At 69.9% G+C, this 21,484-nt stretch carries 21 protein-coding genes and 1 riboswitch; of the genes, 14 read left to right on the top strand and 7 right to left on the bottom strand.

The window, feature by feature from the left end:
- Nucleotides 1-3 precede the first annotated feature (3 nt).
- From MZC64_RS26395 to MZC64_RS26415, 5 genes are read left to right on the top strand one after another with little or no spacing between them, the layout of a single operon-like run.
- Nucleotides 4-1,554 carry a substrate-binding domain-containing protein gene (locus MZC64_RS26395; RefSeq protein WP_247758938.1) on the top strand — a complete coding sequence of 517 codons (1,551 nt, stop codon included), beginning with the start codon at nucleotides 4-6 and terminating at the stop codon, nucleotides 1,552-1,554.
- A 53-nt stretch (nucleotides 1,555-1,607) separates the two neighbouring features.
- Nucleotides 1,608-2,780 (top strand): bis-aminopropyl spermidine synthase family protein, encoded by a 1,173-nt coding sequence (locus MZC64_RS26400; protein WP_247758937.1) that lies wholly within the window; start codon nucleotides 1,608-1,610, stop codon nucleotides 2,778-2,780.
- A complete protein-coding gene (locus MZC64_RS26405; RefSeq protein WP_247758936.1) occupies nucleotides 2,777-3,241 on the top strand; it encodes a GNAT family N-acetyltransferase in 465 nt (154 codons plus the stop codon). The genes MZC64_RS26400 and MZC64_RS26405 overlap by 4 nt, the downstream gene beginning before the upstream one ends.
- Nucleotides 3,242-4,288, top strand: coding sequence for an HAD family hydrolase (locus MZC64_RS26410; RefSeq protein WP_247758935.1), 1,047 nt, complete (start codon nucleotides 3,242-3,244; stop codon nucleotides 4,286-4,288).
- On the top strand, nucleotides 4,285-4,539 hold the full coding sequence (locus MZC64_RS26415) for an acyl carrier protein (RefSeq protein WP_185001949.1): 255 nt from the start codon (nucleotides 4,285-4,287) through the stop codon (nucleotides 4,537-4,539). Before MZC64_RS26410 ends, MZC64_RS26415 begins: the two co-directional genes overlap by 4 nt.
- Before the next feature lie 79 nt (nucleotides 4,540-4,618).
- Here MZC64_RS26415 and MZC64_RS26420 read toward each other — a convergent pair whose 3' ends face one another.
- Nucleotides 4,619-4,795 (bottom strand): DUF3073 domain-containing protein, encoded by a 177-nt coding sequence (locus MZC64_RS26420; protein WP_185001948.1) that lies wholly within the window; start codon nucleotides 4,793-4,795, stop codon nucleotides 4,619-4,621.
- A gap of 168 nt (nucleotides 4,796-4,963) precedes the next feature.
- Nucleotides 4,964-5,680, bottom strand: coding sequence for a TIGR02206 family membrane protein (locus MZC64_RS26425; RefSeq protein ID WP_247758934.1), 717 nt, complete (start codon nucleotides 5,678-5,680; stop codon nucleotides 4,964-4,966).
- 112 nt (nucleotides 5,681-5,792) lie between these two features.
- Here MZC64_RS26425 and MZC64_RS26430 point away from each other — a divergent pair, with 112 nt between their 5' ends.
- The 4 genes from MZC64_RS26430 to MZC64_RS26445 all read left to right on the top strand — a co-directional run bounded on the left by MZC64_RS26430 (nucleotide 5,793) and on the right by MZC64_RS26445 (nucleotide 12,308).
- Nucleotides 5,793-6,485, top strand: coding sequence for a hypothetical protein (locus MZC64_RS26430; RefSeq protein ID WP_247758933.1), 693 nt, complete (start codon nucleotides 5,793-5,795; stop codon nucleotides 6,483-6,485).
- Nucleotides 6,486-6,565: 80 nt separating this feature from the next.
- Entirely contained in the window at nucleotides 6,566-8,401 is a 1,836-nt protein-coding gene (locus MZC64_RS26435) for a substrate-binding domain-containing protein (RefSeq protein WP_247758932.1), read from the top strand.
- An 882-nt stretch (nucleotides 8,402-9,283) separates the two neighbouring features.
- Nucleotides 9,284-10,963: an alpha-L-fucosidase gene (locus MZC64_RS26440; protein WP_247759894.1), complete on the top strand. Its 1,680-nt coding sequence runs from the start codon at nucleotides 9,284-9,286 to the stop codon at nucleotides 10,961-10,963.
- A 115-nt stretch (nucleotides 10,964-11,078) separates the two neighbouring features.
- Nucleotides 11,079-12,308: a glycoside hydrolase domain-containing protein gene (locus MZC64_RS26445; RefSeq protein WP_247758931.1), complete on the top strand. Its 1,230-nt coding sequence runs from the start codon at nucleotides 11,079-11,081 to the stop codon at nucleotides 12,306-12,308.
- Here the strand turns inward: MZC64_RS26445 and MZC64_RS26450 are convergent, their stop codons facing one another.
- Nucleotides 12,309-13,286, bottom strand: coding sequence for a helix-turn-helix domain-containing protein (locus MZC64_RS26450; RefSeq protein WP_247758930.1), 978 nt, complete (start codon nucleotides 13,284-13,286; stop codon nucleotides 12,309-12,311).
- 135 nt (nucleotides 13,287-13,421) lie between these two features.
- Between MZC64_RS26450 and MZC64_RS26455 the strand changes: the two genes are divergently transcribed.
- Nucleotides 13,422-14,087 carry a C39 family peptidase gene (locus MZC64_RS26455; RefSeq protein WP_247758929.1) on the top strand — a complete coding sequence of 222 codons (666 nt, stop codon included), beginning with the start codon at nucleotides 13,422-13,424 and terminating at the stop codon, nucleotides 14,085-14,087.
- A gap of 87 nt (nucleotides 14,088-14,174) precedes the next feature.
- Here MZC64_RS26455 and MZC64_RS26460 read toward each other — a convergent pair whose 3' ends face one another.
- The 4 genes from MZC64_RS26460 to MZC64_RS26475 are packed head-to-tail and all read right to left on the bottom strand — an operon-like array spanning nucleotide 14,175 to nucleotide 17,711.
- Nucleotides 14,175-15,401, bottom strand: a complete 1,227-nt coding sequence (locus tag MZC64_RS26460; protein WP_247758928.1) for an ABC transporter permease — start codon at nucleotides 15,399-15,401, stop codon at nucleotides 14,175-14,177.
- Nucleotides 15,398-16,081, bottom strand: a complete 684-nt coding sequence (locus tag MZC64_RS26465; RefSeq protein WP_247758927.1) for an ABC transporter ATP-binding protein — start codon at nucleotides 16,079-16,081, stop codon at nucleotides 15,398-15,400. The genes MZC64_RS26460 and MZC64_RS26465 overlap by 4 nt, the downstream gene beginning before the upstream one ends.
- On the bottom strand, nucleotides 16,078-17,175 hold the full coding sequence (locus tag MZC64_RS26470) for a peptidoglycan-binding protein (protein ID WP_247758926.1): 1,098 nt from the start codon (nucleotides 17,173-17,175) through the stop codon (nucleotides 16,078-16,080). Before MZC64_RS26470 ends, MZC64_RS26465 begins: the two co-directional genes overlap by 4 nt.
- Nucleotides 17,172-17,711 carry a hypothetical protein gene (locus tag MZC64_RS26475; RefSeq protein WP_247758925.1) on the bottom strand — a complete coding sequence of 180 codons (540 nt, stop codon included), beginning with the start codon at nucleotides 17,709-17,711 and terminating at the stop codon, nucleotides 17,172-17,174. The genes MZC64_RS26470 and MZC64_RS26475 overlap by 4 nt, the downstream gene beginning before the upstream one ends.
- Before the next feature lie 130 nt (nucleotides 17,712-17,841).
- Between MZC64_RS26475 and MZC64_RS26480 the strand changes: the two genes are divergently transcribed.
- The 4 genes from MZC64_RS26480 to gcvH all read left to right on the top strand — a co-directional run bounded on the left by MZC64_RS26480 (nucleotide 17,842) and on the right by gcvH (nucleotide 21,475).
- Complete coding sequence (locus MZC64_RS26480; RefSeq protein ID WP_247758924.1) at nucleotides 17,842-18,495, top strand: response regulator transcription factor; 654 nt, start codon at nucleotides 17,842-17,844, stop codon at nucleotides 18,493-18,495.
- Nucleotides 18,476-19,651 (top strand): ATP-binding protein, encoded by a 1,176-nt coding sequence (locus MZC64_RS26485; protein WP_247758923.1) that lies wholly within the window; start codon nucleotides 18,476-18,478, stop codon nucleotides 19,649-19,651. Before MZC64_RS26480 ends, MZC64_RS26485 begins: the two co-directional genes overlap by 20 nt.
- Before the next feature lie 53 nt (nucleotides 19,652-19,704).
- Nucleotides 19,705-19,804, top strand: a riboswitch (glycine riboswitch).
- A gap of 148 nt (nucleotides 19,805-19,952) precedes the next feature.
- Nucleotides 19,953-21,059 carry a glycine cleavage system aminomethyltransferase GcvT gene (gene gcvT / locus MZC64_RS26490; RefSeq protein ID WP_247758922.1) on the top strand — a complete coding sequence of 369 codons (1,107 nt, stop codon included), beginning with the start codon at nucleotides 19,953-19,955 and terminating at the stop codon, nucleotides 21,057-21,059.
- Between the two features lie 44 nt (nucleotides 21,060-21,103).
- On the top strand, nucleotides 21,104-21,475 hold the full coding sequence (gene gcvH, locus MZC64_RS26495) for a glycine cleavage system protein GcvH (protein WP_247758921.1): 372 nt from the start codon (nucleotides 21,104-21,106) through the stop codon (nucleotides 21,473-21,475).
- Nucleotides 21,476-21,484: the final 9 nt, after the last annotated feature.

A 21,484-nucleotide genomic window follows, 5' to 3' on the forward strand; every position in this document is an offset into this window, starting at 1 on the left:
GGCATGGCCGGATTCTTCGGCACCGTGTTGGGGATGCTGGATCTGCTGGGCGGTGCGCTCACCAGCGAGACCGGGTTGTGGGTGCTGGTCGCCGGGTTGACCGTGGTGGTGGTCTGGCTGGTGGTGGACCGGTACCTGTTCGAGCGGAACCGGCTGGCCTGGCGGGTGGTGTTCGACTCGGGGCTCAACCTGAGCCTGCCGGGGGAGTTCGGCGAGCTGGAGCACTTCTTCCGCGGCCGCAAGGTCGATGCGCCGAGCATGGTCATCCTGGCCATCCGCAACTCCGGCAGCACCGATGTGGCCGAGCCGGAGTACGTCAACCGGCTGCGCTTCACCTTCGGCGCGCGCGAGGTGGTGGCGGTCAAGGTCTCCGAGGCATCCGATGACATCAAGGAGCGGTTCAGCACCGAGCTGGAGCACGCGGGCAACGAGGTCACCCTGCCCAAGGTGCACCTGAACCGGCGGGAGCGGTTCAAGTTCGCGGTGCTGCTCTCCGGCACCGAGAAGGGCGTGCGGCAGAGCAGGGGGCAGTTGCACGGCGGGCTGATCCAGGACGAGGCGGCGCAGCGGCGGGTCACCCGGCAGCGGGTGCTGCGCTGGGTGGCCGGCGCCCTGGCGCCGATGGTGCTGGTGGTGCTGATCGTCTCCACCAGGGGCGCCCCGGACGACTGCGGCGGCGACGGGCAGCTCCGGCTGATCGGGTCGACCGCGTTCGCGCCGATCGCCGAGGAGATCACCAAGGGCCACCTGGCAGGCTGCGCGGGCACCGAGATCAAGCTGGAGCCCAACAGCAGCCTGGAGGGCCTGCAACAGCTCCAGGCGGCCGGACCGACCGAGCGGCTGGCCACCATCTCCGACGGGCACGCCGGGGACGTGGCGCCCGAGCTGAAGCCGAAACCGCTGGCCGCCATCGTGTTCAGCGTGGTGGTCAACGAGGAGGTGTCCAAACAGGGCATCACCGACCTGACCCTGGACCAGCTGCGCAAGATCTACTCCGGCGAGTTCACCAACTGGGGCCAGGTCAAGCCCGGGGTCAGCCTGCCGATCCGGATCGTCAGCCGCACCGGCTCCTCCGGCAGCCGCACCACCTTCGAGAAGTACGTGCTGGGCTTCCCGGAAGACCGCCTGTCCCCCAGCCTGACCTCCCAGTTCTGCGAGACCAACGACCGCAACCCCGGCGTGCCCTGGACCCGCTGCGAACGCGCCCGCACCAGCGAACTGCTCGACCGGGTGAACGCGGTGGACGGCGCGATCGGCTACGCCGAGGCCCAGACCGCCGCGGACCGGGCCAAGTACCCGAAGCTGGTCCGGGTCCGGCTGGGCGGCAAAGAGCCGATCTACGAGCACATCGACCCGAAACAGGACAGCAGCTACCCGTTCTGGACGGTGGAGTACCTCTACACCAACGGCACCCCGGCCAGCTCGTCCATCCTCGGCCACTTCCTCCGCCACCTTGGCTCGGATTCGGCTCGGGAGAAGCTGCGCGCGGCCAGCTACCTGCCGTGCGCCAAGGGCGAGGACTCAGTGCTGGAGCTGTGCCGCAACCCACGCTGACGGCCTAGTTATACTCGGCCAATCATGCAGATCAGCGCGGGTGGCGACCCATTGTGAGCACGCAGGGCAACGAGGTGCTGGCCGAGATCGCCGAGGCGGTCCGGCTTCAGGAAGGACCTGCGGGGGTGCGGGCCGTGGTCCGCGCGTTCCGGCAGATCGGACCCGCCTCCACCAGGGATGTGAGCAGGCACACCGGGTTGCCGGTGCCGATCGTGGCCGCGGTGGGCAATGAGCTGCGGCGGCACGGGTTGCTGGGTGAGCAGCGGCCGTCCCGGCTGACCGAGGACGGGCTGGCGCTGATCGCGCACCTGGGGCTCGGGCTGGATCTGGACGCCGACTGCTCGCGCTGCGGTGGGCTGGAGATCCCGATCCCGCGGGCGTTGCAGGAGGCCGTGGAGCAGTTGCGGCGGATCGCCGCGGCAGGCCCCGGGGCGGATCTGGCGCTGGACCAGTCGCACTGCACCGCCGAGACCAAGGTGCGCCGGGTGCTGGCGCTGATCAGGGCCGGTGTGCTGCCCGGGTCCTCGGTGCTGCTGGTCGGTGATGACGACCAGATCGCCATCGCGATCGCGGTGGTCGAGCAGGCGCTGGGCGTGTCGCTGGTGTCCCGGCTGGCGGTCGCGGACATCTCCGACGAGGTGCTCGACTTCATCGCCGACACCGCCTCCACCATGGACTTCCGGGTCGACCTGGCAAAGCACGACCTGCGCGAACCACTGCCGCAGCGGCTGGCCGGGCAGTTCGACGCGGCCATGACCGACCCGCCCTACACCGCGGAGGGCGCGCGGCTGTTCCTGTCCAGGGCGGTCGAGGGGCTGCGGCCGGGGCCCGCGCAGAGCATCTTCTTCTCCTTCGGCGCCAAGGGGCCGGATGAGATGCTGGCGGTGCAGAAGGAGATCCTCGGGCTGAACCTGGTCACGCACAGCCTGATCCGCAACTTCAACGAGTACCAGGGCAGCGGCATCCTGGGCGGCACCGGCTTCTTCCAGCACCTGCTGACCACCGAGGGCACCGCCTCGGCTGTGTCGGGGGCCTATGAGGGTCCGCTGTACACCAGGGAGAAGCGCAGCAGGCAGCGCGAGTACGAGTGCGGCAACTGCGGGGCGAAGTTCCCGGTCGGCGTGGGCGCGGAGTGGAACTCGGTAGCCGACCTGCGGGCCGCGGGCTGCCCGAAGTGCGGCAAGGGACCGTTCCGGCCGCTCCAGCTCATCGGAGAGAGTTCGTGACCGATTTCCAGGTGCGGCCCGCGGTCGAGACCGACCTGCGCAGGCTGGCCGAGTTCGAGGCGGAGATCGCCCGGATCTCCTTCCAGGACGACGCGATCGACGATCTGGACGTGCAGGAACGCCGGATGGCCAAGTCGATGGCCAAGTCGGCCGAGGGCATGTTCGTGGCCTGCCGGGGTGCGGAGCCCGCGGCGGGCTGGCTGTGGATCACGGTCAACACCAACCCGATGAGCGGGCAGCGTTACGCCAACTTCCGCTCGCTGGCGGTCGCGGAGATCCCCGAACGCACCCAGGTCGGCGAGCTGCTGCTGCAGGCCGGGCTGGACCACGTGGACGAGCACGGCGTCACCGAGGTGGTGGGCAAGGTGTTCGCCGGCAACCTGCCGATGCGGGTGCTCTACCGCCAGTTCGGGTTCGAGGCCGCGCACCTGACCATGAAGCTCGACCGGCGGAAGCGGTAGATGAGCGTCAAGTGCGTGGTGTGGGACCTCGACGGCACGCTCTGGGACGGCATCGCCGTCGAGCAGACCACCGAGACCCTGCCCGCACCCCGGCCCGCGGTGCTGGCGCTGATCGACGAACTCGCCGCGCGCGGGGTCATGAGCAGCATCGCCAGCCGCACCGACCCGTCCATCCTCGGCCTGCTGCTCGCGGACGAGCTGCTGGCCGAGCGGTTCGTGGCGCCGCAGGCGGACTGGCAGGACAAGAGCGTGGCGCTGCGCCGGATCAGCGCCGAGCTGGGCATCGGGCTGGCCGCGCTGGCCTTCGTGGACGACAACCCGTTCGAGCGGGCCGAGGTGGCCGCGGCCCTGCCCGAGGTGCTGGTGCTGGCCCCGGAACAGGCGGCCGGGCTGCTGGACTCACCCGAGCTGGACCCGGCGGCGCTGACCCCGGAGGCCCGCGGCCGGGTCCGCCGCTACCGGGAGGACGCCCGGCGCAAGGACGCCGAGACCGCCTTCACCGGGTCCAGGGCGGAGTTCCTGCGCTGGTGCGGGATGCGGCTCACGCTGCGCCCGGCCACCGCGGCCGATGTGCCGCGGCTGGTGGAGCTGGCCCGGCGCACGCACCGGATGAACACCACCGGTGAGGTGCCGCCGGTCGAGGATGTGCTGGCCCGGCTGACTGACCCGGACGGGTGGTTCTTGCCGGTGGCGGAACTCAGCGACCGGTTCGGCGGCTACGGGCTGATCGGCGCGGCGGTGATCGAGCAGGACGCGGCGGTCTGGCGGGTGCGGTTGCTCGCGTTGTCCTGCCGGGTCGCTGGACGCGGCGTCGCACCCGCGTTCCTGCGCTGGGTGATGGACCGGGCGCTGGCCGAGGGCGCGCGGGAACTGCACGTGCCGGTGCGGCCGACCGGGGCGAATGTGGAGCTGCGGGTGCTGTTCCGGCAGTGCGGGCTGCGCGTCACCGGCCCGCAGCCGGCGGATCTGGCGATCCTGGGCCGCAGGCTGGATCAGGGCGGGCTGCCCGACTACCCCGAGTACCTGGAACTGGAGACCCAAGCATGAGTGTCGAGGCGGAGATCCGCGGTCTGCTGGCCGAGGCCGTCGAACTGGACCGCGCGGCGATCGACGCGCTGCCCGCGGACACCGGCCTGTTCGCCCCGGAGATCGGCCTGACCTCGCTGGCCGGGCTGAAGTTGCTCAGCGCGATCCAGCAGCGGTTCGGGGTGGATGTGGCGGATGAGGACATGAACCTGGACTCGTTGGAGTCCATCGCCAGCCTGGCCGCGTTTGTCGGCACGAGAACCCGCCGGTGACGCGGGAAGCGCCACCGGCGGGACTCGGGCATCAGTAGGTACGCCGGGCACCGTCACGGGGCCCGGTGAGTGGACAGTCTCAATACCTGTCTTGGTAACGATCGTCGCTGTTGTCAAATCGATCGTCGACCTGACGGCCGCCGCTCGATGGTCCGGACAGCTCTCGCTGAAGGGCCTCGAGGTCGGTGGTCGGCGAGCTGTACTTGATCTCGCGTGCGACCTTCGCCTGCTTGGCCTTAGCTCGGCCGCGCCCCATGGCTCGACCCCCTCGTACCCGGGGCAGGGCGGTCGGCCGATAGCCGACGGGCCCCGCTCGTCTCAGTATTTGTCCTGGCCGCAGCATACCTGGTGCGCAGACCGGAGCAAGCACACATACCCCGCGATCATGTCGCGGCGCGGCCTGGTAAAACATGCCGATTGAGGATCAGCTCGCCGGCTGGCGCGATCTTGCCGTGATCACGACCCAGGGCCAGGTCATCAGTGCCCAAGCCCCGCTGAGCAGCGCGTATCCCAGGAACAGGTACCACGGCCAGCCGCCCATCAGGTCCAGCAATGTGCCTGCCGGGGGCTTCTCGCTGAGGAAGCCGTAGTTGGTTCCGGCCAGTGGATTGAAGACGGACATCACCACGGCCCAGCCCGCGGTGACCGCCAGAGTGAGCCGGAAACTCCACCAGTCCGGCCGCAGCCGCAGGCCCCAGATCAGGAAAATCGCCGCCCACACCTCGAAGATGTGCTGGCTCCAGAACATCAGGAAGCCGAAGTCGGGGAAGTCCGGGCCACGCAGCGCCGGGGTGATCAGGGCCTGCACGGTGAGGGTGAGATTCCAGTAGTAGGTCAGCGCCAGCGCCCAGCGGGCGTGCGTCCACAATGCGATCACCGCGGCGATCCAGGCCAGGTCGGAGAGCTGGAACGGCAGTGAGTGGCCGATCCCGAACTCCGCGGGCAGCAGTACGTAGAGCTGCATCGGCAGGTGGCAGATCAGCAGCACCACGGCCAGGATCCGGCTGCCGCGCAGCCGGGCGGACTCGGTGCGCAGGCCGCGGCCGAGCACCACCAGCGCCGCCGCGCCGAGCGCGAACACCGCGAGCGCACCCCAGTGCGAGGGACCGAACGGGGTGAAATCGGCGGCCAGGACCGTCACCCGGCCGAGGTTAGCCCGAGCCGGTCATCCGGAGTGCCGGAACGCACCTGTTCGGCCCAATGTGCCCGGTTTGCCTGGGTTGTGGCACAGCGTGCGCGTACGGTCACCGCCCGTGGACAGCTGGGTGGCGGTGGCCGGGTTGTTGTTCTTCGTGATCGGCGTGGCCGGCGCGCTGCTGCCGAGCGTGTCGGTGCTGCGGCACCAGCTGCGCACCCGGCGACGCGGGCGCTCCCCCGTGCGCGAGCTGGCCGAGGGCGTGGCCGCCGGGCTGCGCCGGGAACCCGCGCCCGCGCCGCCAGGCGAGCCGGGTGAGCCGGAGTCAGACCCGGAGCCGCCTGCCGGGGCGCGGCGGCCCGAGGCCGATTTCACCGCGCGGCAGTTGCAGCTCTACGCCGACTACCACGAGACCGCGCTGACCGAGAGTTCGCTGAGCTTCCGGCTGGCGGCCGGGGCGGCCGGGGTCGGGTTCCTGGTGATCCTGGCCTCGGTGGGGATCCTGGTGTTCCAGGGCGGGGACGCGGCCTGGCTGGGCACGGCCAGCGGGGTGGTGTGCGAGGCGGTGGCCGCGCTGTTCCTCAGCGAGGCCCGCTCCACCAGGGAACGCGCGGCCCGGATGTTCGACCTGTTGAACGCCGAGGTGGTGCGCAGCGCGCACACCATGCGCGCGGTGGAGATGGCCGCGGCGCTGCGCGATGACCGGGAGCGGGAGCAGCTGCTGGCCGCGATCGCGTTGAAGCTGATGGACGCCGTGCCGCTCCCCCAGGCCCCAGCACCGGCTCCGGGCGAGGAACCGGCAGCTCCGTGACCTTTCTGGTGGCTGTGCCGTAACCACTGAGCGTGTCCGCTCGACAACGATAGGTAGGCCGGAGTTGGCGAGGGGGATCCATGGCTGGTGACGGGCTGCTGCGGCGGCTGCGGTGGCCGTTCGTCGGGCTGGCGCTGTTCGGCGCGGTGCTGCTGCTGGTGGTGTTCCTGCCCGGGCTGAACTCCGGCGCGCCACCGGCCACGGCGGAGTGCGCCGGGGAGCGGGTGGAGATCACCGTGGTGGTCTCGCCGGAGAAGAGCGACCTGATGAGCGCGCTGGCCAAGGACTACAGCGCGGCCCGGCGCCCGGTGCGGGACAAATGCGCGGCGGCGCGGGTGGTGAAGTCCTCGGCGCTGGGCAGCGGCGGCGCGGTGGAGGGCATGGCCTGTGGCTGGAACACCCAGCAGATGGGCGATGTCCGCCCCGACGCCTGGAGTCCCGCCGCCACCACCTGGCTCAAGGTCGCCCAGCAACGCCACCTGCAATGCCCCGGCAAACCGACCGGCGTCTCCCCCACCGCCGATCGCGAGGCGGTGAGCCTGGCCAAGTCCCCGCTGGTGGTCGGCATGCCCAGGCCGATGGCGGAGGCATTGGGCTGGCCGGACAAGCCCATCGGCTGGCGCACCCTGCTGGAACTGGCCCAGGACCCGGCGGGCTGGGCGAAGTACGGCCACCCGGAATGGGGCGCCTTCCGCCTGGGTAAGACCAACCCGAACCTGTCCACCTCCGGCCTGCACGCCACCATCGCCGCCTTCTTCGCCGGCACCGGCAGATCCGATGATCTGACCGAGGCCGACCTGGCCGACCCGAAGGCCGTGGCCTACGTCAAGGGCGTGGAGAACAGCGTCGTGCACTACGGCGAAACCACCCTGACCTTCCTGCAGAATTTGTACGAGGCGGGCCGCGGCCCCGGTGCCAGTGGCCTGGACTACATCAGCGCGGTGACGGTGGAGGAGAAGTCCATCGTCGATTTCAACCGCGGCCAGCCCGAGGGCCGCACCGAAGGCAAAGCCGAGCCACCCAAGGTGCCCCTGGTCGCGGTCTACCCCAACGACGGCACCCTGATGTCGGACAACCCGTACCTGGCCCTGGACTGGCCGGACACCGACCCCGTGCGCAAGGACATCGCCAAGGACTTCCAGACTTTCCTGACCGGGAAACGGGAACAGTTCATGGCAGCCGGTTTCCGCGATGCGGAGGGAAAAGCCGGGCCGGAACTCAGCAAGGAGAAGGGGCTGCTGACGGATCGGGAGCTGAAGCTGATCCGCACCCCGTCCGGCCCGGTGATGGCGAAGCTGCCCGCGGTGTGGCAGCAACATCGCAAGCGCGCCAACGTGTTGATGGTCATCGACGTGTCCGGCTCGATGGCCGATCCGGCGGTTCCCGGTGGGCCGACCCGGTTGGACGCGGCGAAAGCGGCGGCGGTGGGACCCGCGCTGGACAACCTGGCGCCGGATGACCGGCTGGGGTTGTGGACATTCAGCTCGGCGGCGCCCGGGGAGTCGACGCCGTGGCGGGTGCTGGTGGAATCCGGTCCGGTGTCCGCGGTGCTGCCCGGGTACCGGAAACAGGTGGAGAAGCTGGAGGCGCGGGGCGATACCGCGTTGTACGCGACGATCCGGCAGGTGCAGCGGGAAATGCGCCAGCAGCTGGATCCGGCGCGGATCAACGCGGTGGTGCTGTTGAGCGACGGCGCGAACCGGTATCCGGAGGACGAGAACCTGGAGAGTCTGGTCGCGGATCTGCGGCAGCACAGCCCGGAGCGGTCGGTCCGGGTTTTCCCGATCGCCTATGGGGAGAGCAGTGATCTGCGGGTGCTGGAGCGGATCGCGCGGGCTTCCCGGGCGAAGGCTTATGACTCGCAGGACGCCCGGTCGCTGGAGAAGGTCGTGGCACAGGTGCTGTCGAACTTCTGACACGCCGCCTGTCCAGTTGGCCAAAGTGGGACGACCACTTGGGCCAACTATGCGTACGACTTGGGCCAAACGGGGCGGGGCGGGTAGCCCTCGATCGGCCCTTGACGGCGATGCGGGCTTGCCAGCAGCATCGAGTCATCCGATGACTCATGCATGACTCGCCGCAATGTCGCGGTGGGGGTGTTTTTGCCGTCCGCCACGGGGTCCAGACATCGGATGTGCGGTGGGTTGTGCCGGCTGGAGGGCTTTATGTGGGCACGGCCTTGGCGGGTTCGGATCGGGTTGGGGTTGGTGGTCGTCCTGGGGGCGGCGGGGTTGGGGGCGCCGGGGAGTGCGGCGGCGGTGGGGGATCCGCCCGCGGCGGTGAGTGTGGGGCTGGGCGGGTATTTCGACAATGACGGGATCGCCACGGCGGCTGCCCGGGATGGGGATTTTGACGGGTCGGGGTACAGCTTTCCCGGGGATGCGTTGCCTGCTGGGCGGGTCCTGGTGGATGGGGTGCCGTTTGAGATTCCTGCTGCGGCGGCTGGGGTTCGGAACAATGTGGTGGCCATGGGGCAGCGGGTGAGCGTGCCTCGGGGGCGGTATCACGCTGGGCATTTGTTGGTGGCCGGGAGCTATGGGATGGCTTCGGGGACCGCGACGGTGCACTACGCGGATGGGTCCAGTAGTTCGGCGCACGTGGGTGGGGCGGACTGGTATGGGAGTTCGGGGCCGCTGGTCGCGCCGTTTCGGTATGGGCCGGGCGGGGTTGTTGATCAGCATCCGGTTTCGTTGAGCACGGCGCAGGTGTGGTTTGACGCTGGGCGGGAGGTGGTCGGGATTACCTTGCCCACCACCAATCCGGCGCAGGTGAACAAGGCCAGTTTGCATGTGTTCGCGATGACGGTGCAGCCCGCGGGAACGGGGCGGGCGCTGGCGGTCCGGGGGGCCCGGTCCACGACGAAGTTGTTGCGGGACGGGCAGGATGTCCAGGCGGTGGAGGCCACGGTGGCCAACCTGGGGTCTGAGTGGATCACTGAGCGGGATCGGGTTGTGGTGCGGGCCAACGTGTTCGGGGCCCGGACGGTGGCGCCCGCGGTGATTCGGCGGCTTGCTCCCGGCGAGGAGGCCCGGGTTCGGATTGGGATCGCGCGGGTTCCCGGGGCGCCGGTGAACACGGTGGTGGATGGGGACGTTGTGGTTGAGGGGAACGGGGTTCGGGCCTCGCAGGGGGTTCGGTTCACCTTGGGGACGGCGGACTATCGGGCTGAGGATGCTTCGCTGGGACGGCATGAGTCGCCTTATTGGTTTGATGACGCCAAGTTCGGGATTTTTGTGCACTGGGGGTTGTACTCGGTGCCCGCCTGGTCGCCGCCGGGTGAGCAGTACGCGGAGTGGTACTGGCGGTGGATGGAGGACAAGAACAACGCGGTGCACGGGTACCACGAACGTACCTATGGCAAGGATTTCAAGTACGACGACTTCATCCCGCAGTTCACCGCGGCCAAGTACGACCCGAAGGCGTGGGCCGAACTTTTCCAGCAGGCGGGGGCCAAGTACTACGTGCTGACCGCCAAGCACCACGAGGGTTTCGCGTTGTACGACTCCAAGGTGTCCGGGCGGGACTCGGTCGACCTCGGTCCCAAGCGGGACCTGGTGCGGGAGTTGGTCGAGGCTTCGCGGCGGCACACGCCGGAGCTGCGCAACGGGCTCTACTTCTCCATGCCGGAGTGGTACAACCCGGACGGGCCCTGGATGGGGCATGGGCCGCGGAATCCTTATACCGGCGCGGCCGAGCCGTACACCGGGTACGCGGGCGGGCGGGACTTCGTCAAGGATTACCAAGGGCCGCAGCTGAGTGAGATCGTGCGGCAGTACGACCCCGACGTGATCTGGTGCGATATCGGTGGGGCCAATGACAGCCGGAACGTGCTCGCGGACTACTTCAACCGGGCCAAGAACCGGCCGCGTCCCAAGGACGTCACCGTGGACGACCGGTGTGGCGTGCCCACACACGACTTCACCACGCCGGAGTACGCGACCTACCCGAACACCGTGGTGAAGAAGTGGGAGGCCAGCCGCGGTCTCGACCCGCGCTCCTACGGCTACAACAAGGCCACCCCGGACAGCATGTACATGACCGCGGACGAGGTGGTGCACACCCTGGTCGACACCACCAGCAAGAACGGGAACTTCCTGCTGGACATCGGGCCGCGCGCGGACGGGTCCATCCCGGAGATCATGCAGACCCGGTTGCGGGAGACCGGGAACTGGCTGAAGGTGAACGGGGAGTCGGTCTACGGCACGACCTACTGGGCGCGGATGGCCCAGCAGGGCAAGCTCCGGTTCACCCAGAAGCCGGGGGAATCGTTCTACATCACCTCGCTGGAACGGCCGGGCGCGCAGGTCGTGGTGGACGCGCCGGTGCCGGTCCGGGCCGGGGACCGGGTGCGGCTGCTGGGTTACCAGGGACCGGAGCTGAACTGGGCGATCCAGGACGGGAAACTGGTGGTCGACGTGCCCGCGGCGGCTCGGGCCTCGGGGGCGCACGCCTGGGTGTTCAAGATCGAGTATCGCTGATCCTGGCCGCGCCGCGGGACTCACCCTTCGGGGTGGATAACGCGGCGCGGTCCGGCGCGGTCCGGGGTGCGGTGTCACGCTGCTGGTCGAGCGCAGCGCGCATCCGGGAGGCATCATGCCGCTCAGGTCCCTGTCAGCACACCCTATTCGCGGATTGGTCGTCCTTTTAGGACTCACCGCCGGACTGTCCACTCCGGACGCACTGGCGGAACCGTTACGACTGGTGGACTACCGGGGCTACCAGGTGGCGGTCCCCGGCTCGTGGGAAGTCGTCGACCTGGACACCGCGCCGCGGCGGTGCGTCCGGTTCGACCAGAACGTGGTTTACCTGGGGAGGCAGGGGGATCAGCCGATCTGTCCGTCCACTGTGGTGGGACGGACCGAGGCACTGCTGATCGAACCCCTGGCGGCGGCGCCGATCCGGTCGGACACGGTGACCGCGGCAGCGGGTGCGGCCAGGGTGGCGGTGCTGCCGGAATCCGCCGGGCACGAGATCAGCATGCAGGTGCCCGCGGCGGGAGTGCTGGTCACGGCCTCCTATGGCGATTCGGTGGCCGGGATCCGGGCGGTGCTGGACTCGGCCCGGCTCACCGGGCGGGCGGTGCCGATGGCGGCCCGGTCGGTGACCGAGGCCAGGCCGCGGGCTGAGACCTGGGTGAACACGCCGGGTGATTTCACCGGGCACGGGTTCGACACCTGCGCCGCGCCGGCCAACGAGGGCATGGACACCTGGCTGAAGTACTCGCCCTACCGCGCGGTCGGCATCTACATCGGCGGCATCAGCAAGGCGTGCGGCCAGCGGTTCCTGAGCTGGGACTGGGTGCACCGGCAGAGCAATCGCGGCTGGCGGCTGTTGCCGGTCTACGTCGGGTTGCAGGCCCCGTGCACCGGGTTCCGCAACAAGATCGACCCGGCGAACGCGGGTCACCAGGGCTGGGCCGACGGCGATGACGCGGCGCACCAGGCAGGCAGGCTGGGCATCGGCGGCGGCAGCACGATCTACAACGACATGGAGAGTTTCGACCCTGGCAACGGGGAATGCCGGGACGCGGTGCTGAACTACCTGCGCTCCTGGATCATCCGGGTGCACCAGCGCGGCTACCGCACCGGCGTCTACAGCAGTGCCGCCACCGGTATCCAGGCCGTGGCCAACGCGCCGGGGTTCCCGTTGCCGGACCACATCTGGATGGCGCACTGGGACGGCGCGGCCAACGTGGAGAGCCGGTACGTGCGCGGGGACATGTGGCAGCGGCGGCGGATCAAGCAGTACACCGGCGGCCACCTGGAATCGCACTACGGCTGGGAGATCTACGTGGACAGCAACTTCGTGGACCGGACCTGGTGATCAGGGCCGGAGCAGCCGGGCGCCCAGCGGGGTCTGGCTGTGCAGCACCACCGGGCCGTTGCGGCGACTGGTGATCAGGCCCGCGTTGCGCAACACAGTGGTGTGCTGGCTCGCCGAGGCCGGGGAGATCCGGAGTCGACGGGCCAGCTCCCCCGTGGTGCAGCCGATGCCGACGGTGGCCAGCACCGCCGCCCTGGTGCCGCCCAGCAACGCGGCCACCGCCTGCTCGGTGGACTCGGCCGGGCCGCCGAACCAGGCCGGGTCCTTCTCCACCGGGTAGACCAGCACCGGCGGCTGGGTCGGGTCCAGCAGGCTGATCGGGTGCCGCCAGCAGAAGAACGAGGGCACCAGCAGCAGCCCGCGACCGTCCAGGTGCAGTTCCTGCTCGGTCGGGTAGTCCACCTCCAGCACCGGGTTCTGCCAGCGCATCATCGGCCGCAGCCCGGCCAGCAGGCCCTCCGCGCCGCCGTCGAGCAGCGACCGGGCCCGCACCGCGCGGTCGGCGTCCAGCTGGGCCTGCAGCGCGACGCTGAAGGGGGCCACCGCCAGCTCGTAGTACGCGGTCAGCGCGGTGGCCAGCCTGCGCAGCAGGTCAGGGTCGCCGTCGGCCAGTCCGGCCGCCCAGGACGGCAGGTGCTGCCGGCCTGCCAGCAGCTCCAGTTCCGAGCGCAACCGGCTGGCCGGGGTGTGCAGCAGCGCGTCGATCCCGGCCTGCCAGCCCGACCTGGCATCGGCCGGGGTGAGGAAGTCCGGGAAATAGCCGCGCTGGGGCACCAGCGGCAGCAGCATGCGCAGTTCCGGGCGGCACTGCGCGGTGGCCAGCCCGCCGCGGACCCGCGCGCGCCACTGGCCGAACACCAGGGCGCCGTCCCTGGCGCGCAACCGGTGCAGGCTGAGCATCGACTCCCAGAGCGGATCGGGCGCATTGGCCACCCTGGTCCGTCCCAGGTCCTCCGGTGTGAAATGTATTCGCAGCATGGGCGGTCTCACTTCCCCGAACACCGCGAAAGCTAACTGGACCTGCGCTTTTCAGATATAGGTGAATAAGAAAGCCAAAACACCCACGCTCCAGTGAAACTTCCACTACCGCAACTGGCAAGGACGGGAGCGAGCATGACTCGACGACTCATCACGATGGTGCTGGTCAGCGCCGTCGCCCTGCTGATGGGCAGCGCCGGTCTGGCAAGCGCCACCGAGGCCCCGGCGCCGGAGAAGGCCGCCGCCATCGCCGCACACGACCTGGGTGTGCAGGCGCAAAGCCGGGTTCTCAACCACACCTGGCAACGACAGCAGACCGGATACTGGTGTGGTCCCGGTTCCACCTGGATCGCGCTGAGCACCCGGGTCAGTCCGCCCAGCCAGCAGACGCTGGCCAACTACATGGGCACGCACACCGGCGGCACCGACCACATCGGTCTGGTCCGCAACGCGCTCAACCGGTTCGCGAACACCCAGTGGTTCGCGGCCAAGAACATGTACGACCCGCCCACCCAGGCCCAGCGGGACCTGCTCAAGCGGGATGTGCTGCTCAACCTCGACAACGGCTACCCGATGGTGGCCAACGTGGTCAGTGGCTGGCGCCCGCCGGGCTACCCGGGCGGCACCATCTACCACTACGTCGCGATCCTCGGTTACGGCGACTACGGCAACACGGTGCTCATCGGCGACCCGGCCGGTGAAGGCGCCGGCGGCGGTGGCTGGTCCAACGTGCCGCGTACCTACTGGATCAGCACGCACAACCTGGGCACCTGGATCGGCGGAAAGGGTTACGCCGCATAATCGTAATACGACTACGGAATAGCGGAATCGGGCGCCTCTCCCCACAAGTCCCCGTGGGAGAGGCGCCCGATCCTCGTGGTGTGCGGGTCAGGCCGCCGCCAGGGCTACCGTCGGCGACAGCTTGGCCGCACGTCCGGCGGGGAACCACCCCGCCAGGGTGCCGATGAGCACCGAGGCCCCGACGCCGCCGGCGATCGCCTCCACCGGAAGCGCCACCGGCCAGTCGTTGCTCATCGCGTAGACGATGCTGACGCCCAATCCCAGCAGGACCCCGAACACCCCGCCGAGCCCGGACAACAGCACCGCCTCGGTGAGGAACTGCGCCCGCACCTGTCCGCGACCCGCCCCGAGCGAGCGCCGCAGACCGATCTCGGATCGCCGTTCCAGCACGGAGATCACCATCGTGTTCGCCACCCCGACGCCGCCCACGAGCAGCGCCACCGCGCCTAGCCCGAGGAAGAGCGTGGTGAAGGTGGCCTTGGCCTGGATCTGCGCGGCCAGCGCGTCCGAGGGCCTGCTTACCTTGACCTCATCCGGGTTCTTCGGGTTCACCGTGGCGGCCAGCACGTTGCGCACCTGCTCCACAGTGGACTCCAGCGAGCGCTCGTAGACCGTGGTCGGGTGACCGTCGAAACCGAGCTGGCTCTTGGCGATCTCCCAGCTCACCATGGCCGAGCGGTCCAGCTCCTCGGCCAGCGGCATCGGTTCCAGGATGCCGATCACGGTGAACCACTTGCCGCCCAAGAAGACCTGCTCGCCCGGCTGGGTCACCGCCAGCCGCTGCGCCGCCACGCTGCCCAGCACCACGGCCGGGTACTTCGAGGTGGCCGCGTTGAACCAGGCGCCGGATTTGATCTTGCCGCCCAGTGGTTCGAGCAGGTTCTGCTCGACCGCCTCGACGCTGAGCCCGCCGGTGTTGTTCGGGTTCTCCTTGTCACTGCGCAGCACCTTGGCCTTGAGCGTGGCGACCGAGGCCGCCTGCTGCACCGAGCGGATGTTGCGCACCATGGCCGAGGCGTTCTCCGGCAGCTTCGCCGACTCGCCGAACATGGTCTGCCCGGCGCCGACCTTGAGCATGTTGGTGCCCAGTGCGGCCAGCTTGGCCTGCAACTCGGCCTGGCTGGAGGCGGAGATGCCCAGCACGGACACCATGGCCGCCACCCCGATCGCGATGCCCAGCGCGGACAGGATCGCCCGCGCCGGGCGGCCGAACACGCCGGTGAGCCCGGCCCGCACCAGGTCCAGCACGCTGATCCGGGCCGAGCGCGGCAGTTTCGGCAACTCGCCCGGCGCCGTGTATCTCCGTCTGATCATGCCGCCACCAGCCCGCTGTCGTGCCGCACCATGCCGTCGAGCAGTTCCACCCGGCGCGGCAGCGAGCGGGCGATCTCCATGTCGTGCGTGATCACCGCGATCGTGGTGCCGTCCTCGTGCAACTCGTGCAGCAGATCCAGCACCCCGCGCCCGGAGGCCGAGTCCAGCGCGCCGGTCGGCTCGTCGGCCAGCACGATCGCCGGCCGGCCGACCAGCGCCCTGGCGATGGCCACCCGCTGCCGTTCGCCTCCGGAGAGCTCGGAGGGCTTGTGCCCCACCCGATGCCCGAGGCCGACCCGCTCCAGCGCGTGCACGGCTCGTTTGTGCCGCTCCGCCCTGGGCACCCCGTGATAGAGCAGTCCGGTGGCCACGTTCTGCGCCGCGGACAGGTACGGGGTCAGGAAGAACTGCTGGAAGACAAACCCGATCCAGTGCGCGCGCACCGCGGACAGCTGCCGGTCGGAGAGCGATTCGACCTCATGGCCGAGCAACCGCACGATGCCCGAACTCGGGTGGTCGAGGGTGCCCATGAGTTGCAACATGGTCGATTTTCCCGAGCCGGACGGGCCGACAACGGCGAGCAATTCCCCGGATTCGATGCGCAGGCTGGCGCCCCGCAAGGCGTGCACGCCACCCGGGTATTCCTTGGACACATCGGTCAGCTCGATCACCGGGGTCATAGTCCGGCCACTTTCACCGAGGCGCCCTCGGTCAGGCCGGACCCGCTCACCTCGACCTTGCCCTTGGCGAACATGCCCAGCTCGACCGCGACCAGCTTGCCGCTGCCGTCCGGCTGCACGATCTCCACCGCGTACCCGCCCTCAGCGAGCGCGAGCAGCGCGCCGATCGGCACGGTGAGCACGTTCTCCTTGCGGCGACTGGTGAACTCCACCTGCACCGGCGCGGCGTCCAGCTTGCCCACCGCGTCCGGCTCGTTGAGCTGCACCTCGACCTTGATCACGGTCTTGCCGCCGCCGCCGCCGTTCTGCTCCTCGGTCTTCTCCGCGACCGAGCCGACCGAGGTGACCTTGCCCTTGGTGGACTTGCCGCCGGGCAGGTTCACCACCACCTCGGCGCCCTCCTGGGCCAGCGACTGCTTCTCCACCGGCACGTCCACGGTGACCGTGCGGGTGGTGCCGGTGCCCGAGACCACCTTGCCCTGGGCAGGCGCGCCCAGCAGTGCGTCCACAGTGGACACCCGGAAGGCGCCGGGCTGGACCACCACCGCGGCCGGGTCGACCGCGCCGCTCTGCTCAAGGCCGAGCTTCTTCTGCCACTTCTTCACCGCGGCCGCGGTCTTGGCGTCGAACTTGTCGTCCACGGTGAACCCGCCGTAGCCCAGCGCCCGGAGGTTCTGCTCCAGGATCCGCACGTCCGCGCCCTTGTCCATCCCGGACTCCAGCTTGCGCCAGAACGGCTTGTCCCCGAACAACAACGGCACCGGCTTGTCATTGACCTTGTACACCGCGTCGCCGCGACCGAGGTGGTCACCGGGCTTGGGCAGCCAGGTGACCACCCCGCCACCGGCAGCGGTGACGTCGAACTTCCCGCTGTAGCCGAGTTTGCCGGACAGCTCCTCGTGCTCCTCCAGCGTGCTCCGCAGCACCTTGCTGGTCTTGGTCTGCGGCTGCTGGTTTCCCTTGTCCGCGTTGGCGTCCCCGCCCTGACCCAGCACCAGCACCGCGGTCACGCCGACCGCGACCACGGTGGCCGCGGTCAGGATCACGTACGGCCAGCGGCGCCTGGCTGGGCGCGATGATTCCTGTTCGATCATTTCACCGGCTCCGCGGAACCAGCGCCTGCCATGCCCATGCCGCATTCCTTCATGATCTTCTCGGCCTTCTCCTTGTCCCCGCCGAAGTCGATCGTCGCGCCGTTGCCGCCCTCGGCCTCCTTGACCTCGATGCCCTTGTCCCGCAGGCACTGGTTCATCTTGGCCCTGCGGTCCTTCTCCTTGGGGTCGTTGGGGTCGTAGTTGCTCTTGGGCAGGTACTTCTTGCAGGCCTCACTGGCCTTGTCCATCTTGTTCTTGTCCAGGCCCTCGGCCGGGATCGCGCGGGCCATGCCGCCCGATTCGGGGTCGGGGTCCGGGAAGTCGACGCCGTTCTCCCGCATGCAGGAGGCGAACTTGAGCATCGCGGCCTTGGGGTCCTTGGGCACGTCGTCGCCGGCCTTCTGCTCGTTGCCCTTGTTGCCGCCGTTGAGGCTGGCCGGGCCGTCGCCCTTGTTCTCGCCACCACCACAGGCAGTCAGGGTGAAAGCGGCCACCAGCGCGGTGGCACCCAGGCCCAGCCGGGTCAGCGTCTTCATCGGTTCCTCCTCACCGCGTCGGACCCGTTGGCCCGGCGTTTGGTGCCAGGTCTACGCGGACGGGTGTTTCCGGAGGCTCTCCGCCGGTGGAAACGTTCCGGAAACCCCGGGTCGGCGCATACTCGGTGCCATGCGGGTACTGGTGGCCGAGGACGAGGTCGTGCTCGCCGAGCTGGTGGCCTCCGGGCTGCGCGCGGAGGCGATGGCGGTGGACGTGGTGCACGACGGGCTGGACGCGCAGGAGCGGCTGGCCGTGCACGACTACGACGTGCTGGTGCTCGACCGCGACCTGCCCGGCAGGCACGGCGACGACGTGTGCGCCGAACTGGCCACCCAGGGCAGCCGCACCAAGGTGCTGATGCTCACCGCCGCCGGGTCCCTTGAGGACAAAGTGGACGGTCTGCAACTGGGCGCCGACGACTACCTGACCAAGCCCTTCGAGTACCCCGAGCTGCTGGCCAGGGTGCAGGCACTGGGCAGGCGCAGCCAGCCCGCGCTGCCGCCGGTGCTGGTCCGCAACGGCGTCCGGCTGGACGTGGCCAACCGCCTGGTGAGCCGAGACGGGCGGCGGATTGACCTGTCCCCCAAGGAATTCGCCGTGCTCTCCGTGCTGCTGCGGGCCCAGGGCGCGGTGGTCAGCTCGGAACGGCTGCTGGAACTGGCCTGGGACGAGCACGCCGACCCGTTCACCAACGCGGTCCGGGTGGCCATGTCCAAGCTGCGCGCCAAACTCGGCGAGCCGCCGGTGATCGAGACGGTGCCCAGTGCCGGCTACCGGATCTGAGCGCACACCGCCCCGGCTGACCGTCCGGGTCAAGCTGACCGCGCTCTACGGCGCGCTGTTCCTGGGCAGCGGCGCGGTGCTGCTCACCGTGATCTACCTGCTGGTGCGCGATCAGCTCTCGTTCCGGCTCGGCACCGCGGTGGCCCGCACCATCCCGATGGAGGGGTTGCAGGCCTCGACCGCGCTGCGCCAGACCCGGCCGGACGGCACGCTGGCCTTCCTCCCCGCCGCCGAGGTGACCAGGGCGGTGGAGGCCACCACTCTGGAGACCCTGCTGCTGATCTCCATCCTGTCGCTGATCGGGGTGGCCGCGGTGTCGGTGGCCGCTGGCTGGTGGCTCTCCGGCCGGGTGCTGCGGCCGCTGCACACCATCACCGCCACCGCGCAACGGCTCTCCTCCTCCAACTTGCACGAGCGGCTGGCGATCAAGGGCCCGCCGGATGAGCTGACCGAACTGGCCGAGACCTTCGACCGGATGCTGGACCGGCTGGAATCCTCCTTCGACAGCCAGCGCCGGTTCGTGGCCAACGCCTCACACGAGCTGCGCACCCCCCTCGCGGTGCAGCGGGCCGCGGTGCAGATCGGGCTGGCAGGCAATCCCACGCCGGAGAAGGCGGCCGAGATCCGCGAGCAGCTGCTCACCGCGAACCGGCGGATCGAACGACTCATCGACGGCCTGCTGGTGCTCGCCCGCAGCGACCGCGGCCTGGCCAAACGCACCAAGGTCGACCTGCACACCGTGGTCGCCGAGGCGGTCGAGCAGTACCGGGCCGAGGCCGGGCAGCGGGAGATCGAACTCCAGGTGCGGATCACCGAGGCGACCGTCTCCGGCGACCGGGTGCTGCTCACCCAGCTGGTCACCAACCTGGTCTCCAACGCGATCCGGCACAACACCGAGGGCGGCACGGTGTGGGTGCGCACCGACGTCTTCGGCGGCCTCACCGTGTCCAACACCGGGCCGAAGGTGCCCGCCGGACAGATCCCGCAGCTGTTCGAGCCGTTCCGGCGGGGCGAGGGCCGCACCGACAAGGGCGAAGGCGCCGGACTGGGCCTGTCCATCGTGGATTCGATCACCCGCGCGCACGGCGGCACGGTCAAGGCCGAGCCCCGGCCGGACGGCGGGTTGCGGGTCAAGGTCGAGCTGCCCAGGGGTTGACAGACCCCTCGGCCGTCCCGGAAGGTTCGCGGCACAACCGCATATCGGCCGTTTGAGCTCGGGCGGGAGAGATCCCGGCACGAAGCACGCGCGGGACGCCGAAGGAGCAACCACTCCCCGGAAACTCTCAGGCAACGTCACCGTTCGAGCGAGGCGACTCTGGAAAGCAGGTGGGTTCGCCCACCTCACCCACGGTGCAACCCGCGTCCGCGCGGCGAAGCTCTCAGGTCCCATGACAGAGCGGGGAGGCTCAGCAGCGGTGTCCGCATGCCGGTGGACGCCTCGACCCCAGGAGCCTCCCGTGACCGCAGTCGGCGCGTCCCGCCGCAGCCCCCTGCACGCCCAGCACGTCGCGCTGGGCGCCCAGTTCACCGACTTCGCCGGGTGGTCGATGCCGCTGCGCTACGGCAGTGAGCTGGCCGAGCACAAGGTGGTGCGCGAGGCGGCCGGGCTCTTCGACCTCAGCCACATGGGCGAGATCGAGATCTCCGGTCCGGAGGCAGGCCGGGTGCTGGACTACGCGCTGGTCGGCGCGATCGGCTCGCTGGCCGTGGGCCGGGCCCGGTACACCATGCTCTGCCACACCAACGGCGGCGTGCTGGACGACCTGGTCGTCTACCGGCAGGCCGAGCGCAAGTTCCTGGTGGTGGCCAACGCCTCCAACGCCGCGGTGGTGCGGGCGCTGCTGGGTGAGCGGGCGCACGGGCTGAGCGCCGAGGTGATCGACCGGTCCGCCGAGACCGCGCTGATCGCGGTGCAGGGGCCGATCGCCGCCGAGATCGTCACCGCGGTCACCGGCGAGGACCTCACCGGCCTGAAGTACTACGCCGGCCGCCCCGCGGTGATCGCCGGGCACCCGATCTACCTGGCCCGCACCGGCTACACCGGCGAGGACGGCTTCGAGGTCTACGTGGCCGCCGAACTGGCCGAGGCGGTGTGGCGGCGGATCGCCGAGGCCGGGGAGCCGCTGGGGCTCAAGCCCGCCGGGCTGGCCTGCCGGGACACCCTCCGGCTGGAGGCGGGCATGGCGCTGTACGGCAACGAGCTGCACGTCGGACTGACCCCCTTCGACGCCGGACTCGGCCGGGTGGTCCGCTTCGACAAGCTCGGCGACTTCGTCGGCCGGGCCGCGCTGGAAGCCCGTCAGCACACCACCCGGGCCCTGGTCGGACTGGCCGGCAAGAGCCGCCGCAGCCCGCGGGCCGGTCAGCTGGTCAAGCTCGCCGACGGCACCGTGGTGGGCGAGATCACCAGCGGCGCGCCCTCCCCCACCCTGGGTCACCCGATCGCGATGGCCTACCTCGACCACGCGCACACCGCGGCGGGCACCGAGGTGCTGGTGGACGTGCGCGGCAACGCCGAACCGGCGGAAGTGGTCGCGCTGCCGTTCTACAAGCGCTCGCGCTGACCCCTCCCACCTGCACATACTTTCCCCGAAAGGCTGTTTTTGCGATGCCGGTTCCCAGCGAGCTGCACTACACCAAGGACCACGAGTGGATCACCGACGGTCCCCTCGCCACAGTCGGGATCACCGCCTACGCCGCCGAGGCGCTGGGTGACGTGGTCTTCGTCCAGCTTCCCGAGGTGGGGGCGGTGGTGAGCGCCGGTGAGGCGTGCGGTGAGATCGAGTCGACGAAATCGGTCAGCGACCTGCTGGCCCCGGTCTCCGGCACGGTGACCGAGGTCAACCAGGCCGTGGCCGAGGATCCGGCGTTGCTGAACTCCGACCCGTTCGGAGCCGGGTGGCTGATCAGGATCAACCGCGCGGCCCCGGACGGGGAGCTGCTCACGCCGGATGAGTACGACGAGCTGACCGCAGGCTGAAAGGAAGAC

The sequence above is a fragment of the Crossiella sp. S99.2 genome, from assembly GCF_023094165.1.
GTDB lineage: Bacteria > Actinomycetota > Actinomycetes > Mycobacteriales > Pseudonocardiaceae > Crossiella.

Bases quoted from the DNA above. Each gene is read 5' to 3' on its own strand.
- MZC64_RS26395 (WP_247758938.1), top strand. From the start codon at position 4: ATGGCCGGATTCTTCGGCACCGTGTTGGGGATGCTGGATCTGCTGGGC.
- MZC64_RS26410 (WP_247758935.1), top strand. From the start codon at position 3,242: ATGAGCGTCAAGTGCGTGGTGTGGGACCTCGACGGCACGCTCTGGGAC.
- MZC64_RS26415 (WP_185001949.1), top strand. From the start codon at position 4,285: ATGAGTGTCGAGGCGGAGATCCGCGGTCTGCTGGCCGAGGCCGTCGAA.
- MZC64_RS26420 (WP_185001948.1), bottom strand. From the start codon at position 4,795: ATGGGGCGCGGCCGAGCTAAGGCCAAGCAGGCGAAGGTCGCACGCGAG.
- MZC64_RS26435 (WP_247758932.1), top strand. From the start codon at position 6,566: ATGGCTGGTGACGGGCTGCTGCGGCGGCTGCGGTGGCCGTTCGTCGGG.
- MZC64_RS26440 (WP_247759894.1), top strand. From the start codon at position 9,284: ATGACGGTGCAGCCCGCGGGAACGGGGCGGGCGCTGGCGGTCCGGGGG.
- MZC64_RS26445 (WP_247758931.1), top strand. From the start codon at position 11,079: ATGCCGCTCAGGTCCCTGTCAGCACACCCTATTCGCGGATTGGTCGTC.
- MZC64_RS26450 (WP_247758930.1), bottom strand. From the start codon at position 13,286: ATGCTGCGAATACATTTCACACCGGAGGACCTGGGACGGACCAGGGTG.
- MZC64_RS26455 (WP_247758929.1), top strand. From the start codon at position 13,422: ATGACTCGACGACTCATCACGATGGTGCTGGTCAGCGCCGTCGCCCTG.
- MZC64_RS26460 (WP_247758928.1), bottom strand. From the start codon at position 15,401: ATGATCAGACGGAGATACACGGCGCCGGGCGAGTTGCCGAAACTGCCG.
- MZC64_RS26465 (WP_247758927.1), bottom strand. From the start codon at position 16,081: ATGACCCCGGTGATCGAGCTGACCGATGTGTCCAAGGAATACCCGGGT.
- MZC64_RS26470 (WP_247758926.1), bottom strand. From the start codon at position 17,175: ATGATCGAACAGGAATCATCGCGCCCAGCCAGGCGCCGCTGGCCGTAC.
- MZC64_RS26475 (WP_247758925.1), bottom strand. From the start codon at position 17,711: ATGAAGACGCTGACCCGGCTGGGCCTGGGTGCCACCGCGCTGGTGGCC.
- MZC64_RS26480 (WP_247758924.1), top strand. From the start codon at position 17,842: ATGCGGGTACTGGTGGCCGAGGACGAGGTCGTGCTCGCCGAGCTGGTG.
- gcvH (WP_247758921.1), top strand. From the start codon at position 21,104: ATGCCGGTTCCCAGCGAGCTGCACTACACCAAGGACCACGAGTGGATC.